The 16,414-nt window shown below is 62.5% G+C and carries 16 protein-coding genes and 2 tRNA genes; 11 read left to right on the top strand and 7 right to left on the bottom strand.

All coding sequences use genetic code 11. From position 1 onward, the window contains the following. The first annotated feature begins 300 nt into the window (after positions 1–300). The 7 genes from ACO06F_RS02875 (at position 301) to ACO06F_RS02905 (ending at position 8,085) form a co-directional block, all read left to right on the top strand. Positions 301–1,425, top strand: coding sequence for a sirohydrochlorin chelatase (locus tag ACO06F_RS02875; RefSeq protein WP_421696607.1), 1,125 nt, complete (start codon positions 301–303; stop codon positions 1,423–1,425). Continuing rightward, complete coding sequence (locus tag ACO06F_RS02880; RefSeq protein WP_421695195.1) at positions 1,422–2,036, top strand: precorrin-8X methylmutase; 615 nt, start codon at positions 1,422–1,424, stop codon at positions 2,034–2,036. Before ACO06F_RS02875 ends, ACO06F_RS02880 begins: the two co-directional genes overlap by 4 nt. After that, the gene (cbiE, locus tag ACO06F_RS02885; protein ID WP_421695196.1) at positions 2,033–3,241 is read left to right on the top strand and encodes a precorrin-6y C5,15-methyltransferase (decarboxylating) subunit CbiE; all 1,209 of its coding nucleotides are present in this window, start codon (positions 2,033–2,035) and stop codon (positions 3,239–3,241) included. Before ACO06F_RS02880 ends, cbiE begins: the two co-directional genes overlap by 4 nt. Further along, the gene (gene cobI / locus ACO06F_RS02890) at positions 3,235–3,942 is read left to right on the top strand and encodes a precorrin-2 C(20)-methyltransferase (protein WP_421695197.1); all 708 of its coding nucleotides are present in this window, start codon (positions 3,235–3,237) and stop codon (positions 3,940–3,942) included. Before cbiE ends, cobI begins: the two co-directional genes overlap by 7 nt. Then, entirely contained in the window at positions 3,936–5,723 is a 1,788-nt protein-coding gene (cobJ, locus tag ACO06F_RS02895) for a precorrin-3B C(17)-methyltransferase (RefSeq protein ID WP_421695198.1), read from the top strand. The genes cobI and cobJ overlap by 7 nt, the downstream gene beginning before the upstream one ends. Beyond that, a complete protein-coding gene (cobM, locus tag ACO06F_RS02900; protein ID WP_421695199.1) occupies positions 5,720–6,496 on the top strand; it encodes a precorrin-4 C(11)-methyltransferase in 777 nt (258 codons plus the stop codon). The genes cobJ and cobM overlap by 4 nt, the downstream gene beginning before the upstream one ends. 74 nt (positions 6,497–6,570) lie before the next feature. Further along, positions 6,571–8,085 (top strand): DUF1254 domain-containing protein, encoded by a 1,515-nt coding sequence (locus tag ACO06F_RS02905; protein WP_421695200.1) that lies wholly within the window; start codon positions 6,571–6,573, stop codon positions 8,083–8,085. A 4-nt stretch (positions 8,086–8,089) separates the two neighbouring features. Here the strand turns inward: ACO06F_RS02905 and ACO06F_RS02910 are convergent, their stop codons facing one another. The 3 genes from ACO06F_RS02910 to ACO06F_RS02920 all read right to left on the bottom strand — a co-directional run bounded on the left by ACO06F_RS02910 (position 8,090) and on the right by ACO06F_RS02920 (position 11,480). Continuing rightward, positions 8,090–8,329: a hypothetical protein gene (locus ACO06F_RS02910; protein WP_421695201.1), complete on the bottom strand. Its 240-nt coding sequence runs from the start codon at positions 8,327–8,329 to the stop codon at positions 8,090–8,092. A gap of 98 nt (positions 8,330–8,427) precedes the next feature. Next, positions 8,428–11,103, bottom strand: a complete 2,676-nt coding sequence (locus ACO06F_RS02915) for a valine--tRNA ligase (protein WP_421695202.1) — start codon at positions 11,101–11,103, stop codon at positions 8,428–8,430. 77 nt (positions 11,104–11,180) lie between these two features. Next, complete coding sequence (locus ACO06F_RS02920) at positions 11,181–11,480, bottom strand: PilZ domain-containing protein (protein WP_421695203.1); 300 nt, start codon at positions 11,478–11,480, stop codon at positions 11,181–11,183. Between ACO06F_RS02920 and ACO06F_RS02925 the strand changes: the two genes are divergently transcribed. Beyond that, entirely contained in the window at positions 11,371–11,631 is a 261-nt protein-coding gene (locus ACO06F_RS02925) for a hypothetical protein (RefSeq protein WP_421696747.1), read from the top strand. The two genes, ACO06F_RS02920 and ACO06F_RS02925, sit on opposite strands and share 110 nt — an antisense overlap. Before the next feature lie 8 nt (positions 11,632–11,639). Here the strand turns inward: ACO06F_RS02925 and ACO06F_RS02930 are convergent, their stop codons facing one another. The 3 genes from ACO06F_RS02930 to ACO06F_RS02940 all read right to left on the bottom strand — a co-directional run bounded on the left by ACO06F_RS02930 (position 11,640) and on the right by ACO06F_RS02940 (position 14,492). Further along, on the bottom strand, positions 11,640–12,248 hold the full coding sequence (locus ACO06F_RS02930) for a PopZ family protein (protein WP_421695204.1): 609 nt from the start codon (positions 12,246–12,248) through the stop codon (positions 11,640–11,642). Between the two features lie 103 nt (positions 12,249–12,351). Next, the gene (locus ACO06F_RS02935; protein WP_421695205.1) at positions 12,352–13,749 is read right to left on the bottom strand and encodes a TolC family outer membrane protein; all 1,398 of its coding nucleotides are present in this window, start codon (positions 13,747–13,749) and stop codon (positions 12,352–12,354) included. 71 nt (positions 13,750–13,820) lie between these two features. Next, complete coding sequence (locus ACO06F_RS02940) at positions 13,821–14,492, bottom strand: protein-L-isoaspartate O-methyltransferase family protein (RefSeq protein ID WP_421695206.1); 672 nt, start codon at positions 14,490–14,492, stop codon at positions 13,821–13,823. 226 nt (positions 14,493–14,718) lie between these two features. Here ACO06F_RS02940 and ACO06F_RS02945 point away from each other — a divergent pair. Beyond that, a tRNA-Cys gene (locus tag ACO06F_RS02945) sits at positions 14,719–14,792 on the top strand. A 62-nt stretch (positions 14,793–14,854) separates the two neighbouring features. Here the strand turns inward: ACO06F_RS02945 and ACO06F_RS02950 are convergent. Then, positions 14,855–15,142 (bottom strand): hypothetical protein, encoded by a 288-nt coding sequence (locus tag ACO06F_RS02950; protein WP_421695207.1) that lies wholly within the window; start codon positions 15,140–15,142, stop codon positions 14,855–14,857. 136 nt (positions 15,143–15,278) lie between these two features. Between ACO06F_RS02950 and ACO06F_RS02955 the strand changes: the two genes are divergently transcribed. Both ACO06F_RS02955 and ACO06F_RS02960 read left to right on the top strand, forming a co-directional pair. After that, positions 15,279–15,354, top strand: a tRNA-Asn gene (locus ACO06F_RS02955). Positions 15,355–15,590: 236 nt separating this feature from the next. Next, on the top strand, positions 15,591–16,274 hold the full coding sequence (locus ACO06F_RS02960) for a hypothetical protein (protein WP_421695208.1): 684 nt from the start codon (positions 15,591–15,593) through the stop codon (positions 16,272–16,274). Positions 16,275–16,414 lie beyond the last annotated feature (140 nt).

Consider the following 16,414-nt stretch of genomic DNA (forward strand, 5'->3'; position numbering starts at 1 on the left):
GCCGGAATCCCGCTTTTCACCGTGCATGCTGATAGACAGCGGGATCCCCGCCTTCGCGGGGATGATGGCTCTTGGGAGCATGCACTGCTCAAGAGGAGAGCATGACGGCGCCGTGGACCACCACGCCGCAAACGGGCTTGTGAGTGCCGTCTACCGGGTCTAGAACGGCCTCCGCAGCGTCCCCAGAGACGGGACTGAAAGCATATTCCGGTGCGGCTGACCCAAGGCGGGGCCAAGACCGGAGCTGTCTTCCGGACCGGGCCTCGCCCGGGGGCGCGCTTTGAGCTGGAAGGCAGGATGATGGCGGAAAAACTGGGTGTGATGCTGTGCGGCCACGGCAGCCGTGACAAGGATGCGGTCCGGGAATTTGCCGTCTTGTCCGAGCATCTGAAACAGCGCCTGCCGCAATATCCGGTCGAATATGGCTATCTCGAATTCGCAACCCCTATCATTCGCACGGGGCTCGACAAGCTCAAGGAACAGGGTGTCACCCGCGTCCTCGCCGTCCCCGGCATGCTGTTTGCCGCAGGCCATGCCAAGAATGATATTCCGTCCGTTCTCAACACCTATGCCGCCGCCAACGGCCTGCGCATCGATTATGGCAAGGAACTGGGGATTGACCCTAAGATGATGCGCGCCGCGGGAGACCGTGTGCAGCAGGCGCTTGATGCAGCTGGTCCCGCGGTTCCCAAGCATGAAACGCTGCTCGTCGTCGTCGGCCGCGGTGCCTCGGATCCTGATGCGAATTCGAATGTTTCCAAGGTTACGCGCCTTCTCTGGGAAGGCTTCGGCTTCGGCTGGGCCGAGACTGCATATTCCGGCGTCACCTTCCCGCTGGTGGAGCCCGCCCTCGAGCACACTGCACGGCTGGGCTTCAAGCGCGTCATTGTGTTCCCCTATTTCCTGTTCACCGGTATTCTGGTTGACCGGATTTTCGCGGCAACGGATGCCGTGGCGGCGCGCCACCCCGAGATCGAGTTTGTGAAGGCGCCCTATCTCAATGACCACCCGCAGGTCATCGCCACCTTCCAGGAGCGGATCGAGCAGATCCTGACCGGAGACATCGCGATGAATTGCCAGATGTGCAAGTATCGCACCCAGGTTCTGGGCTTCGAGGCGGAAGTGGGTGCCGTTCAGGAAAGCCACCACCACCACGTTGAAGGGATCGGCACGGCGGAAGACTGCGAATATTGTGACGGAGTCTGCAATCAGATGTGCAAGACCATGCCGAAGAAGAAGGCTGCGGTGCTCGCGGTCGATCCTGGCAAAATACTGTCGGGCCCCGTTCCTCACAGCCATGGCGATGACGGCCACCATCATAGCCATGAGCACGGGCATGACCATGGACACGATCACGGCCACACCCACGCCATCTATCCGCATGCGGATCATCCGATGGGACCGAGGAGCATGCTGAAGAAGTGACTCCCTACCTCCGCGACCCTGCCGCGATCTACCAGCGCTCCTTCGAGATCATTCGCGCTGAAGCGGATTTCTCTGCCCTGCCGGAGGATGCAGAACCGGTTGCAACCCGCATCATCCACGCTTGCGGCATGCCGGAGATTGCAGCGGACCTCCGCATCTCGCCGGATTTCGTGTCAGCCGCCAAGGCGTCACTTGCCGCAGGCCGGCCCGTGCTGGTCGATGCCGAAATGGTCCGCCATGGCATTATCGGCAAGGACATCACTGTGCTCTGCACACTGAACGACGCGCGCGCGCGGGAATTGGGAATATCAGCGGGCAACACCCGCTCTGCCGCCGCGGTCCAGCTCTGGCGTGATCACCTGGACGGCGCCATCGCCGTCATCGGCAATGCACCAACGGCCCTCTTTGCACTTCTGGAGATGATTGACGAAGGTGCCGCGAAGCCCGCGGCCATCGTCGGCTTTCCTGTAGGATTCGTCGGCGCTGCCGAATCCAAGGAGGCCTTGCACGCGAACCCGCGCGGCATTCCCTATGCCACACTGCTCGGCCGCAAGGGCGGCTCGGCCATGGCGGCCTCCGTCATCAACGCTTTGACGCGGGGCGCCCAATGACGCGCTGGCTCACCATCATCGGCATGGGGGAAGATGGGTGGGGCGGCCTCTCCGCCCGCGCCCGGCAGGCAATCGAAACGGCAGATGTCATCGTGGGTTCGAGCCGGCTTCTGGCCTACCTGCCCCGCACCGATGCCGAGATCCATGAATGGCCGCAACCCTTCTCTGCCGTGGTGGAGCGCATCTCACCGCTCCGTGGGCGCAGCACGGTCGTGCTCGCCACGGGTGACCCTCTCAATTATGGAGTGGCCCGCAAGCTGATGGAGTTCATCCCCTTTGGTGAGATGACCATCATTCCGCACCTTTCCGCCTTCTCGCTTGCAGCCGCGCGCGTGGGCTGGTCCTTGCCGGATTGCGACACGCTCACCCTTCACGGAAGGGATGCCGCCCATATCGAGCCCTTCATTCAGCCAGATACGCGCCTCATCGTGCTCACGGCGGATCGAACCACCGTCACGGAAGCCGCCCGCCGCCTCACTGCACGGGGCTTTGGCAAGAGCGAGATCACTGTTCTCGAAAACATGGGGGGCGACGGTGAGCGGCAGTCGCGCTTCAGAGCGGATGCTCCGAGTACTGAAGATTATTCGGACCTCAATACCCTTGCCATCCGCTGTATCGCCTCGCCCGGCGCCACAATTCTCTCCCGCCTTGCCGGTCTTCCCGATGAGGCGTTCGTCCATGATGGGCAATTGACCAAGCGCGAGGTTCGTGCCGCCACACTTGCCGCCCTTTCCCCCACACCGGAAAAACTCCTGTGGGATGTGGGCGCCGGCTGCGGCTCGATTTCGGTTGAGTGGATGCGCGCCGCCCGCGGTACTCAGGCCATCGCCTTCGAGAGCAACGACGAGCGCCTCGCCATGATCGCCGCCAATGCAGATGCGCTGGGAACACCGCGCCTTCGTATCGTCGCAGGTGCCGCACCTGCCACACTCGAAGGCCAGCCTGCACCTGATGCCGTCTTCATCGGCGGCGGCATCTGGATTGCGGGTGTCTTCGAGCAGAGCTGGGCCGCCCTCAAGCCCGGCGGAAACATGGTGGCCAATGTCGTTACCATTGAAGGTGAACTCCACCTCTATGACCTGCACGAAAAGCACGGTGGAGACATTGTGCGCATGGAGGTGTCTCACCTCACCGCCGTGGGCCGGCTGCGGGCGCTTCGCCCGCGCATGGCCGTCACGCAGTGGCGGGCGCAGAAGCCATGGTAAGCACCGGAACGCTCCATGGCGTCGGCGTTGGCCCCGGTGACCCGGAGCTGATTACGCTGAAAGCCATGCGCCTGATTTCCGGCGCCCCCGTCATCGCCTATCTCGCCGCCAATGGCCGGGACTCGACCGCGCGGGATATCGCCCGGCCCTATATCGCTGCCACCACCGCGCATCTCGTGATCGACATGCCCATGCGGGTTGAGCGCCAGCCGGGGGAGGCCGCTTATGACGCTGGTGCTTCCGCCATCGCCGCCCATCTGGACCATGGCCGGGATGTGGTCATGCTTTGTGAAGGTGATCCCTTCTTCTACGGCAGCTTCATGTATATCTTCGCGCGCCTCGCCAAGCGCTATCCCTGCCGCGTCGTCCCCGGCGTCACCTCAATGACCGCCTCTGCCGCAGCCCTGCGCCGCCCGCTTTCGGCGCGGAATGAAGTGGTAAAGGTCCTCCCCGCCACCCTTCCCGCGGACCGGCTCCGCGAGGAACTGCAGACCACCGAAAGCGCCGTCATCATCAAGGTGGGCCGCCATCTCGGGAAGATCCGCAACATATTGGGTCTTCTCGATCTGTCGTCGCGTGCCCAGGTCATCATCAAGGCCACCCATGAGGATGAGGTGGTAACCCCCCTCCTCGATATCACGGAAGATCACTTGCCTTACTTTGCAACCATCCTCGTCTACTCGGGCACCGAAGCATGGTGAAGCCCGTCCTGTTCACACTCGGCGCCTCCGCCCTGCCGCTGGCTCTCAAGCTCAAAGACCCGCTCGGCGCTGAAATCCACACGCCGAACTGTGTGGCGGGTGGTGACGTCACTTATGCCAAGGCCACGGCGCATCTGGCCCAGCTCTTTCAAGACGGCCGCAGCATCATCGGGCTTTGCGCGGCGGGCATACTCATCAGAGCCATTGGCCCATATCTGGTGGACAAGCATAGCGAGCCCCCGGTCATTGCACTGGCGGAGGATGGCTCCTCGGCCGTCCCCCTGCTTGGAGGCCATCATGGCGCCAATGAACTTGCCCGCCAGATCGCGAGCCTCTGTAGCGGCCACGCCGCCATCACCACCGCAAGCGAGGTGCGCATGGGCTTCGCACTTGACAATCCCGCGCCCGGTTTCACACTCGCCACGCCACAGCATGTAAAGCCCGCCACCGCAGCCCTCCTCAATGGTGCGGCCCTGGCGCTCGATGGTGCGCTCAACCCCTTCCCGCTCTCTGACCTCGGTCCATGGTCGCCTGGCTTCGAGGGTGTCACGCTGCATGTCACGGAAAAGGCAGCAGACGGCTCGAAGTTCGATCTCGTCTATCATCCAAAGACGCTGGTGATGGGCCTTGGCTGCGAGCGCAACGTGAGCCCCGCCGAACTTATCAGCCTCGCGGAACAGGTGCTGCGCGATCATGGGCTATCCCCCGCCGCCCTCGCCGCCATCACCTCGATCGATCTGAAGGCGGATGAAGCAGCAATCCACGCGGTTGCCGCGCATTTCGGCGTGCCCGCGCGGTTCTTCTCCGGCGAGGAACTGCGCCGTGAGACGCCGCGCCTCAAGAACCCCTCTGACGTGGTGGCGAAGGAGGTGGGCGTACCCGGCGTCGCCGAAGCCGCAGCACTCGCCGCGGTGGGCACTGAAGGCGAACTCCTGGTGGAGAAGACGCGCTCGGCACGCGGCACCTGCGCCATTGCGCGGAGCCCCCAACCGCTCATCACGCTTAAAGGAAGGCCGCGCGGCATCGTGCATGTGGTGGGGATCGGCCCCGGAACGCCGGACTGGCGCGCGCCTTCCGCACAGGCCGCGCTCGAAGCGGCCAGTGACTGGGTGGGTTATGGCCTCTATCTCGATCTCGTGGCGGATGTGAAGTCGGGCCAGCAGGAACACCGCTTCCCTCTGGGGGGCGAAGAAGACCGCGTGCGCCACGCCATCGAACTCGCGAAACAGGGCCGCGAAGTGGCCCTTGTCTGCTCAGGCGATGCCGGCATCTATGCCATGGCCGCATTGGTCTATGAGGTTGTGGATCTCGAGCCCGGCCGCATTGCCATCAATGTGATCCCCGGCATTTCGGCCTTCCAGGCCGCGGCCGCGAAGGCTGGCGCGATGATCGGGCATGATTTCTGCTGCATCTCGCTCTCGGACCTGCTCACCCCCTGGGAGGCGATCGAGAAGCGGGTGAAGGCAGCGGCGGAAGGTGACTTCGTCATCTCCTTCTACAATCCGCGCTCCCTGAAGCGGCGTGACCAGCTTGAGCGCGCCTTCGCAATTCTCGCAAACCACCGCCCGGCGGATACGCCGGTCATCATCGCCTCAAACCTCGGCCGGCCCGAGGAAAGGGTGAAGATCGTGCGCTTTGAAGAGTTCAACCCGGACGACGTCGACATGCTGACCCTCGTCATGGTCGGCTCGTCCCAATCCAGATCCTTTGTCCGGGGGGACGGTGTCACATACGCCTATACCCCGCGCGGCTATGCCAAGAAGAGAGAGGCAGCGGAATGACCGTCCATTTCATCGGCGCCGGACCGGGCGCTCCCGATCTCATTACCGTCCGTGGGCTGAAGATCATCCAGTCCTGCCCGGTGTGCCTCTATGCGGGCTCGCTAGTGCCGGAAGAGATCGTGAAGGCGGCACCCGCCAATGCGCGGGTCATCGATACGGCCCCCTTGACGCTTGATGACATCGTGGCCGAAATCGAGGCCGCCCATGCGAAGGGGCTCGACGTGGCCCGCGTCCACTCAGGCGACCCTTCGCTTTACGGCGCCATCGCCGAACAGATCCGCAGACTGGACAAGCTCGGCATTCCCTATGACGTGACACCTGGCGTTCCGGCCTTCGCGGCCGTGGCGGCCGCGCTCAAGACGGAATTCACGCTTCCCGAAATTGCGCAGACGGTGATCCTCACCCGGACCGCCATGCAATCCTCCGCCATGCCGCCGGGCGAGACACTGGAGGAGCTCGGCCGCTCAGGCGCGACGCTGGCGATCCATCTTTCCATTCGCAACCTCGCATATATTGAGCGGGCGCTGACACCCCATTACGGGGCTGATTGCCCGGTGGTCGTGGCTTACCGCATTACCTGGCCGGACCAACTCATCCTTCGCGGCACGCTTTCGACCATTGCGAAAAAGGTGCGCGATGCAAAACTCACACGGACCGCGCTGATCCTCGTGGGACCGGTGCTGGATGCCCATGGTTTCCGGGATTCCGCCCTGTATGACGGCGCGCACGAACACGTGCTGCGCAACCGGAAGACGGTGAAAACAGCCCATTGACCTGCAATCCCTCCCCAACTTAAAATTGCCATCATTAGGAGTATAATGCTCGCTGAGGATTGGGGAGGCACATCATGGTCCGGTTTCTTCTGAAGTCAATTTTCGCCAGCCTGCTGGCGGCCATCTCCGCCCTGCCCGCGGCCGCGGCTGAGGCGCCGATTTTCAAGGCCCATCCGCCCCCCGGCATCCTCACCCCCAATCAGACGGACACATCCGTCGGCAAGCTGACCTTCAAGGATGGCGCGCCGGATGCCACCACCACCCAGCTCGCCTATGACCAGCTTGACCTTGCACGCGGCATTGAGACCTTCATGAAGGGCATGCCCGCCACCTCCGTCTATGCCGCCTGCCGTGGCCTTGCCGCAGCAGGCATCACCGCAAATGCCGCGGTGGGCATGACCGAGGAGCTTATGGACGCACGCTCGCTCTTCCTTACCCCCAACACGACGACACCTTATGGCTTCGCTTGCCTCAATCTCACGGATGGCCCGATGGTGGTGGAAGTGCCGCCGGGCGTGCTGGGTCCGGTGGATGATGCCTATTTCCGCTGGGTGACGGATGTGGGCCTTACGGGGCCGGACCAGGGCCGCGGCGGGCGCTATCTTTTCCTCCCGCCCGGATATGAGGGGGAGGTTCCGCCCTACGGCTTCCATGTGCTGAAGCCCAAGACCAACCGCCTGCTCATCTTCTTCCGCGCCTTCGTGAAGGATGGCGATCTGAAGGGTGCGGTGGAAAATGTGAAATCCGCCACCAAGCTTTACCCCCTCGCAAAATTTGCCGATCCGCCGCCCACCACTTTCGTCAACACCTCAGGCGTCAAGTTCAACACCATCAGCGCCAATGATTTCAGCTTCTACGAGGAGCTCAATGGCGTGGTGCAGAATGAGCCGGCGGATTTCGTGGAGCCGGAGACGGTGGGCCTGTTCGCGGCCATCGGCATCCGCAAGGGCCAGCCCTTCGCGCCCGATGCCCGCATGACCAAGATCCTGACGGAGGCCGTGGCGTTGGGCAATGCCGCCGCGCGGTCCTTCCTTTGGGCACCGCGGGACAAGCGCGTATTCATCTATCCAGACCGGCAGTGGCTGACCCCCTTCGTGGGCGGCAGCTATCTCTTCATGGATGGCGCTGAGCTGATGCTCGATGTGCGCTCAACCTTCTTCTATTACGCAACCGGCATCACGCCTGCCATGGCCGATGCCAAGCCTGGCACGGGCTCTGCCTATGCCGGCGCCTTCCGGGACAAGGATGGCAATTATTTCGACGGCGGGAAGACCTACAAGATCACCCTGCCCGGCCCCATCCCCGCGAATAACTTCTGGTCCTTCACGGCCTATGACAATCAGACGCGCTCGCTGCTGGAGACGAGCCAGAAGATGGCCGGTGTGGATAGCCTCTCGAAAGAGATGAAGCTTAACCCAGATGGCTCTGCCACTGTCTGGTTTGGCCCCACAGCACCTCAAGGCCATGAGGGGAACTGGGTGGAGACAGTTCCGGGCAAGGGCTGGAACACCCTGCTCCGCCTCTATGGCCCACTTGAGCCCTGGTTCAACAAGAGTTGGAAGCCGGGCGATTTCGAAGAGGTGAGGTGAGGCCTCAGCGGCGGCCGACGCGGTTCACCGGCCCGCCAAGGTTCCGCGGTGTGTTGACGCCGGGCGCACCCACGCCCGGAACGGCGCGCACCACGGGGGCCGGCCTATATACGACGCCAGGCTTCACGACGCAGCCCTTCGGAAAGCCGATATACTGGCAATAGACGACAGCACCAGCGGGCGGTGCGAAGAGAAACAGGCAGGCCACCCCGGAAAGGGCGGTGGCAAGAAGACGATTGCGCATATTCATATCCATTGATGAAAGAACCACGCGCCATAGCGGAGCATGGTGGTGTGCGGTATCCGTAGTAACCGCAACGTGCCAGGAAGCGCGGGGCGCGCTCACCCCAGACTGGCGAGCGCCTCGTCCACCTTGGCCTTGCGCGCTTGAAGCTCCGTCTTGCGCTCACGCGATTCGTCCAGCACCTCAGCTGGGGCCTTCGCCACGAAGCCGGGGTTGTTCAAGCGCCCGTCGATCGCGGCCATGTCCTTGGCGATCTTGTCCAGTTCCTTTGCCAGCCGGGCTTTTTCGGAAGCGAAGTCGATCACTCCTTCAAGCGGCAGCGCGATCGTCGCCTCACCCAGCACGATCTGGGCGGAAGCCTTCGGCACGCTGTCCTCGAAGGTGACGGAGGAGAGCCGAGCCAGACGCTTGATTTCATTTTCCCACTGGTCGGCGCGCCGGCGCGTTTCGCTGTTGGCGCTCACCAGCACGCTGGCAATCTTGGCAGCTGCCGGCACATTCATCTCGGCCCGCACGGAGCGCACTTCGGAAATGAAGCGGATCACCCACTCCATCTCGGCATCGGCATGGGCATCGCCCAGCCCCTTGTAGACCGGCCAGCTAGAAACGATCAGCCAGTCCTTGCGGGTGCCCGTCTGCTGCCAGAGCTCCTCCGTCACGAAGGGCATGAAGGGGTGGAGCAGGATCAGGATCTGGTCCATCACCCAGGCCGCCGTGGCGCGTGTTTCACTCCGGGCGGCTTCATCCTCACCGGTGAGGATCGGCTTGATGAGTTCGAGATACCAGTCGCAGAACACGTTCCACACGAACTGGTAGAGCGCGCCTGCAGCCTCGTTGAACTTGTATTCGGCGAGTGCCTGCCGCACGCGGGCTTCGGTGCGCGCGGTTTCACCCGCAATCCAGCGGTTGACGGTGACGCGCGCGGCGAGCGGATCATAATTGGGATCATTCGCCACGCCGTTCATTTCGGCAAAGCGCGCGGCGTTCCACAGCTTGGTGCCGAAATTGCGATAGCCTTCCACGCGCTGCTTGGAGAGCTTGATGTCACGCCCCTGTGCCGCCATGGCGGCGAGCGTGAAGCGCAGCGCGTCAGCGCCATAGGCATCGATCAGTTCCAGAGGGTCAATCACATTGCCCTTGGACTTCGACATCTTCTGGCCCTTCTCGTCGCGGACGAGGGCGTGAATATAAACCGTGTGGAACGGCACCTCATGCATGAAGTGCAGCCCCATCATCATCATGCGGGCGACCCAGAAGAAGATGATGTCGAAGCCGGTGACGAGCACATCCGTCTTGTAATGGCGCTTCAACTCCGGCGTCTCATCCGGCCAGCCAAGCGTCGAAAAGGGCCAGAGCGCGGAGGAGAACCAGGTGTCGAGCACGTCCTCGTCGCGCGTCAGATCAACGCCACTGCCGTAGTGAAGGGCCGCAGCTTCGCGAGCCAGCACTTCCGTCTCCTCGACGAACACCGTGCCGTCAGGTCCGTACCATGCCGGGATCTGGTGCCCCCACCACAGCTGGCGCGAAATGCACCACGGCTGGATGTTGCGCATCCACTCATAATAGGTCTTGTCCCAGTTCTTTGGGACGAAGGCCGTATCGCCCTTTTCCACCGCGGCAATCGCGGGCTTCGCGAGTTCGGCGGCATTCACATACCACTGCTCGGTCAGCCACGGCTCAATCACCACATCCGAACGGTCGCCATGCGGCACCTGGTGGGTGTGGGGCTCGATCTTCTCGAGGAGGCCACTCGCCTCGAACATCTCGACCACGCGCTTGCGCGCCTCGAAGCGGTCCAGGCCATGCAACGCCATCGTTTCTGCCGGAACATCCGCGCCTTCGCGGAACTCTTCATTCCCGTCGATCAATATCTTCCCGAACTGATCGAGCACGTTGATCTGCCTGAGACCGCGGCGCTTGCCGACTTCGAAGTCATTGAAGTCGTGCGCGGGTGTGATCTTGACGGCGCCGGTGCCCTTTTCAGGGTCAGCATAATCATCGCCCACGATGGGAATCAGCCGCCCCACCAGCGGCAGGCGCACGAACTTGCCGATGAGGTGCTTGAGGTTTTCATTCTCGGGGTGAACGGCAACGCCTGAATCGCCCAGCATGGTCTCGGGCCGCGTCGTGGCAACCGTGATCCACTCATCACTGCCATCGATCGGGTAGCGCAAATACCAGAGATGACCCTTCACCTCCTTTTGCACCACTTCAAGGTCCGAAATGGCGGTCAGGAGCTTCGGGTCCCAGTTGACGAGACGCTTGTCCTTGTAGATCAGGCCTTCCTTGTAGAGCTGCACGAACACCTTGAGCACGGCCCTGGACAGGCCTTCATCCATGGTGAAGCGCTCGCGCGACCAGTCACAGGATGCACCGAGCCGGCGCAGCTGGGTGGAAATGGTGCCGCCCGATTCCTCCTTCCATGCCCACACACGTTGCAAGAACGCCTCGCGGCCCATGGTCCGGCGGTCGGTCTTGTTTTCTTTCTGCAGCAGGCGTTCCACCACCATCTGCGTGGCGATACCCGCATGGTCGGTGCCGGGCTGCCACAGCACGTCCTTGCCGCGCATGCGCTCAAAGCGCACGAGAATGTCCTGGATGGTGTTGTTCAGCGCATGCCCCATGTGGAGCGAGCCCGTCACATTGGGCGGCGGAATGACGATGGTGAAGGGATCGCCCTTGGGGTTGCGGCCGGGCTTGAAAAAGCCCTTGGCTTCCCATTCGGCATAAAGCCTTGCTTCCATTTCGGCAGGCGTAAAGGTCTTCTCAAGCATCGGGCGTCCGGAACATGCGGTTGATGGCGTGCTGCCTTAAACACCAGCACAACGCCCCACGCAACGCCTCAGTCGGCTCAGACCAGAAGCCGCAAGGCCTTCCGGGGCTCCGAGACGAACTGCACGCCCACCTCGCCGATCTGCCGCCATGCGATGCGCACCTCACGCAATTCGCGCTCGGAAACGGACACCAGCGAAAAGGTTTCGGGGAGATTTGCTGTCTGTGAGCAGGCGAGCCGGGCCCCCCCTTGGGAGAGGTCACGGATCATGCAGTCAATTACCGATTTGCTGGAATTGAAGACGATCTTTCCCCGCTTCAAAACACGACGGCGCGGGAAGGCCCTTCGGTCAGGATCTAATGTCGGTACTGCGGTCATCTCTTGTCAGCTCCAGCGCTTAAAGCCATCGAAGGTTGCAGAAAATGCAAAACAGCACATTAGGGTTGAATTTACCCCGACGTCAACTTTAACGCAAGTTGTTTTAGAAATAATAACGGACCTTGAAGATTCAAGTGCGGGCGCGCAATGACGGCAGTGTCAGCGGCCGTTGCGTGCAACCCGTTCGATTTCCTCACGCACCATACGCTCAACCATGGCGGGCAAGTTTTCGTCCAGCCACTGCTTCAGCATCGTTTTCAGAAGTTCGCGTGTAAGGTCTTCCACCGAACGTTCGCCGGGGGCCCGGGTCATCACGGAATCGGCCAGGCGGCCGAAAGCCGTTTGGACCGCCTGGGCGGACGCGCCGGAGAGAATCGCCGGCGTTTCCAGCCGCTGCGCAGGGCGCGCCGGCTGCTCGATTCGCGGCAGGCTGCGCGGGGCAGGCTCGGTTTCGGCAACACCGCCACGCAACCGGGCCGGCAGTGGTGCAGGCTCAATTTCGCGCCAGGAGCGCCGCGGCGTCTCGCTTTGGAGGGCCGCCGCCAGGCTCGCGGCACGTTGTGCAGGCTCGGCAGGCGGCGCCGCCTCGCCCGAGCGGGCCCGAGATATCTTTTCGCGAAGCTGCTGGATCTCCGTGGATGCGGCGGCCGCGTCCTCGCCCGGCTTCGGGCCATGCGTTCCGCTGATCTCCCTGGGCGGCACAATGGCAGGCATTTCCCCGATATCCTCGTGGATTGCCTTGCGGATAGAGGCCAGGAGATCTTCCATTCGCGGTTCTGCAGTCACGGCGCTCACCCAGTCGCGGCTCACAAACGAACCGATCCTTAACGATTACGCGAGGGAGGCCGCCTTGTCGATATGCCGGGGCACCCTATTCAACGGTTTTCACGTCGGTGCCGATCCACTTGTTGCGCACCCGGCGGTAGTTCTCATCCGGATCATAGACGGGCACCTTGAGACCCACCTCGGTCGCCGTGAGGTGACCGATGTTGGCGAGCAATTGGTAGCCGCTGATCACCCGATTACGCTCCGCCGTCACCTGCAGAACCTGCGCCTGGACGAGATCGCGCTGCGCATCCAGCACATCGAGGGTTGTACGGGTTCCGGCCTGATATTCCTGCTGCACGCCATTGAGCGCCAGCTGGGCGGCGCGCACCTGGGTGCGGGTGTTCCGGATGATCTGGGCGAGGCCTACATATTCGTTCCACGAAGCAGCAACTGCCTGGCGCACGCTGCGCGCCACCTCAATCACCTGAATGCGGCTTTGGCTGGCGAGCTGCTTCGCTTCGCGCACCTGGGAATAGACGAGTCCCCCCTCATAGATCGGGATTGAGAGCTGCGCGCCGATCTGGAAAGAGTTTGAATGGTTGTCCTCTTTCTGAAGGTCTGGATCATCCCGGACGCCAGTGGCAACGAGGTCTGCACTCGGCAGCAGGTTTGAGAAGGCTACCTTGATATCGTTGCCGCGGGCGACCTCGACGAAGGCCTGAGCAAGAAGCTGCGGGTTGATCCCGCCCGCAATGTCCAGCGCCGTTTTGAGCGAATTCGGAATGCTGACGACCTTTGGATAGTTAAGCTTTCCGGGCTCCTGACCCACCACTTGAACATAGGAGGCGACGGCGCTGGCAAGGTCGGACTGCGCGTTGACGAGGAGGCTCTGCGACTCTGCCAACCGGGCTTCGGCCTGGGCAACATCCGTGCGGGTGATCTCGCCAACCGTGAAGCGGTCCCGCGCCGCCCGCACCTGGGCTTGCAGCGCGGCCACGTCCTGGCGGCGCAGCACCACGAACTGGCGGCCTGCATAAACATTCATATAGGACTGCACGACGTCGAACAGAACCTGCTGCTCCGTGCCCAGCAGGTTCTGCTTGCTGGCATCGACACGGGCTTCCGCTCCTTTGACGCGGTTCACGGTGCCGAAGCCACGAAACAGCGGTTGGTTGAGCTGAATGGCGAGGTTGCCACTGAACTGGTCGCTGGAGTCGCGAACGATATCGCCGTCGACATCCACGCCCACGGGGCCGTTGGCGTAAGTCTTGTCAATCTCAGCGCTGGCGCCAACCGTTGGCCGCCAGCCGGACAGGGCCTGCGGGACAAGCTCATCCGTCGCGCGCTGGCCCGCCCTCGCGGCATTGAGCGTCGGGTTGGTGATATAGGCCTTCTCCATCGCGCCGAAGAGCGTATCGGCCCATGCCGAAGCCGGCAGCGTGGCAGCCGCAGCTGAGATTGCCACTCCCGAGATCAATGCCCGAACAATGTTCCGCATCATGACGTCACCATTCCCCTTTTGAAGCCGGTTCCCCCCGGCTTCACGCAAACACCACCCACTGCAAACCGCCTTCAGAAAACGAAGGCGGGCTTCTTCTTCTTGAACCCCGGCAGTGCCGCCACCGAGGCATCGAAGGCCTGGCGCACGGCAATTGCACCACCGGACCTGGAATAGACGCGCGCCTGAGAGATTTCCGCCTCTCCCACCACTGCGACCAGCCGTCCATCATCGGCCAGCTGGTCAAGAAGGGCTTGCGGAATCTCTTCCGCCCGGCCTTCGAGAATGATTACGTCGAACGGCTGCTCGGAAGGGGCCCCTGCCGCCAGCGGCCCTTCGATCAGCTTAACATTGGGCAAATGCGCCAGATTGCGCCGCGCTTCCGCGGCAAGCCCTGCGTCACATTCGAGCGCCACAACGGAGGCGGCAAGCTGGGAGATGACGGCGGTGCCGTATCCCGTCCCTGCCCCCACCACCAGAACCTTGTCAGTGGGCTTTATCAGCGCCTGCTGCAGCATGCGCGCGAAAGCCATCACCTCGATGAGTGCGCGCGGTCCCTGGGCGCGGTCCGCGGGGTCCAGCGGAACATCCTCATCCATATATGCCAGTGACCTGCGGCTTTCGGGAACAAAATCTTCGCGCGCAAGGGTCTCCATCGCCGTGATGATGCGCCGGTCGGTGATGCCGTTGGGGCGGACCTGCGATTCAATCATGTTGAGGCGGGCGGCGGCGTAGTCTGTCATCATGTTCCTGACGTGGGGCGCATTAACGAATTCTCAATGTTTGTGTTAGCGAAGGACTTCGAACAAGTCCACTCGGAGGTGCGGAAATGCACCGAATAGATGCCCTGCGCCTGCCGCGTGAAAGCCCGCCTCGGGGTCAGTGAATCATCAGACATTGCTCTTGCCAGTCATAAGCGAGCGTGCCATACAGGGGCACCGCCGGTGACGTTAAGTCATTGATAAATAAGAAGGCCTCGTGGCGGAGTGGTTACGCAGAGGACTGCAAATCCTTGCACCCCGGTTCGATTCCGGGCGAGGCCTCCACTCACCTGCTGGAATTTTCCGCATCACAAAACTGTCATTCCGCGGCTCATGGGAATAAAGCCCTAGCCCCGGCGCCTAGTGCCTGGAGGGCCATAGCCGAAGCGGCCTGCGATGCCGGGCCACCTGCGGTGCAGCCAGTTGCCAAGGCCCACCGTGGTGCGCCGCTGGAAGCGCCGCACCGGCGGAAAATCAATGGCGAGGATCGCCAGCCCCACCGGCACCATCCAATAGCCCAGCACCGGCAGAAATCCGATGGCGCCGCCCGCCACCATCGCAACGCCCAGCCCCACGCGCAAGGCGGGGTGGGCAGGCACGGGGAGCTGGCGGCCCAGAATCCTGATTTTCGTCATGTGTCCTCAGCGGCGGAAGTCAAGCCAGTCATATGGGGTGTCTTGCTTCCTTGTGCACGGGAATCGCAGAGAAATTTCGCTTGCGGCAGAAAGTGCTTTTACCTTCCAAAAGCGTCTGCTATAGGCGCCTCGACATTCCCCGATAGCTCAGTTGGTAGAGCATTCGACTGTTAATCGAATTGTCCCTGGTTCGAGTCCAGGTCGGGGAGCCAACCACCTTCATCTCTGTTGAAACCCCGCCCCTTCGGGGCTGGGTGCTGTATCGCACGGTAACCAAACCGGACCAAATTACACAAAATTACAAGAAAATTCGTGGAAATGCCATGTTCCGGGTGGTAGGTGGAGCTGTCTCGGTTGCGAGCAGTTGTTTGGCTGCAACCTTATTCGGATCCGGGCGCGGATCGCGCGGGCCGGGACGGCAAACAGAATTTTCAAAGGAGACCGGAGAATGAATTTCAAGGCTCTTACCCGCGCGGCGCTCGTCACCGCCGGCGTCGTGTTCGCGGCTTCGGCAGCCGTGGCGGATGAACCTGCCAACCAGCATGTTCCCCTGCAGAAAACCATCGGCAAGCCCACGCACCAGGCCCCCGTGCCGTCGCTTGGCGTCATCAACTCGGACGGCGCAACCCTCACGGGCGACAAGCTCACCCTCACCGGCGTCTCCGGCAATGTGATCGTGTTCGCGGACCGCCCCGTGCGCGCTGCCGGCCATGAGTCGACGGACCTGTTCATCTCGCGCTGGGATGACGGCAAGGACAGCTTCAAGAATGATCCGCCGAATGCCACCATTTCCGTGCTCGGCGGCGACAAGGACGGTGTGACGGACGCTGTCGTCGAACTGCAGAACCCGAAGCTGGACGGCGGAACCCTCACCTTCGACGTCAAGGTTCTCGAGGGCGACCTGAAGGGCCTCAAGGGTCCGGCAGCCCTCTTCATCGACTGGTTCGCCGCTGGCGGTTACCATGGCGGCTACTACCATGGCGGCGGCTGGGGCTATGGCCACCACGCTTGGTATGGTGCGCCCGTGGCTGCCGGTGTTGCGGCTGGTGTCGCCATCGGTGCAGCAGCTGCATCGGCGCCCTACTACGCCCCGCCCGCTTGCGGCTACTATCCCTATCCGCCCTGCTACTAAGCAGACCGGAAATTGCAGAATGGAGGCGCCGGTCACAACCGGCGCCTTTTTTGTAACCATAGACAGCACCCGCTGTGGCGGAAGCTTTCCTGCCCTGATATGGAGGCACAACCGCGGCGCAATCGTTTGCTCCTTACCCG

Source organism: Aestuariivirga sp. (assembly GCF_965227715.1).
Classification (GTDB): Bacteria; Pseudomonadota; Alphaproteobacteria; order Rhizobiales; family Aestuariivirgaceae; genus Aestuariivirga.

Bases quoted from the DNA above. Each gene is read 5' to 3' on its own strand.
- ACO06F_RS02875 (WP_421696607.1), top strand. From the start codon at position 301: ATGGCGGAAAAACTGGGTGTGATGCTGTGCGGCCACGGCAGCCGTGAC.
- cbiE (WP_421695196.1), top strand. From the start codon at position 2,033: ATGACGCGCTGGCTCACCATCATCGGCATGGGGGAAGATGGGTGGGGC.
- cobI (WP_421695197.1), top strand. From the start codon at position 3,235: ATGGTAAGCACCGGAACGCTCCATGGCGTCGGCGTTGGCCCCGGTGAC.
- cobJ (WP_421695198.1), top strand. From the start codon at position 3,936: ATGGTGAAGCCCGTCCTGTTCACACTCGGCGCCTCCGCCCTGCCGCTG.
- cobM (WP_421695199.1), top strand. From the start codon at position 5,720: ATGACCGTCCATTTCATCGGCGCCGGACCGGGCGCTCCCGATCTCATT.
- ACO06F_RS02905 (WP_421695200.1), top strand. From the start codon at position 6,571: ATGGTCCGGTTTCTTCTGAAGTCAATTTTCGCCAGCCTGCTGGCGGCC.
- ACO06F_RS02910 (WP_421695201.1), bottom strand. From the start codon at position 8,329: ATGCGCAATCGTCTTCTTGCCACCGCCCTTTCCGGGGTGGCCTGCCTG.
- ACO06F_RS02915 (WP_421695202.1), bottom strand. From the start codon at position 11,103: ATGCTTGAGAAGACCTTTACGCCTGCCGAAATGGAAGCAAGGCTTTAT.
- ACO06F_RS02925 (WP_421696747.1), top strand. From the start codon at position 11,371: ATGCAGTCAATTACCGATTTGCTGGAATTGAAGACGATCTTTCCCCGC.
- ACO06F_RS02920 (WP_421695203.1), bottom strand. From the start codon at position 11,480: ATGACCGCAGTACCGACATTAGATCCTGACCGAAGGGCCTTCCCGCGC.
- ACO06F_RS02930 (WP_421695204.1), bottom strand. From the start codon at position 12,248: ATGGAAGATCTCCTGGCCTCTATCCGCAAGGCAATCCACGAGGATATC.
- ACO06F_RS02935 (WP_421695205.1), bottom strand. From the start codon at position 13,749: ATGATGCGGAACATTGTTCGGGCATTGATCTCGGGAGTGGCAATCTCA.
- ACO06F_RS02940 (WP_421695206.1), bottom strand. From the start codon at position 14,492: ATGATGACAGACTACGCCGCCGCCCGCCTCAACATGATTGAATCGCAG.
- ACO06F_RS02950 (WP_421695207.1), bottom strand. From the start codon at position 15,142: ATGACGAAAATCAGGATTCTGGGCCGCCAGCTCCCCGTGCCTGCCCAC.
- ACO06F_RS02960 (WP_421695208.1), top strand. From the start codon at position 15,591: ATGAATTTCAAGGCTCTTACCCGCGCGGCGCTCGTCACCGCCGGCGTC.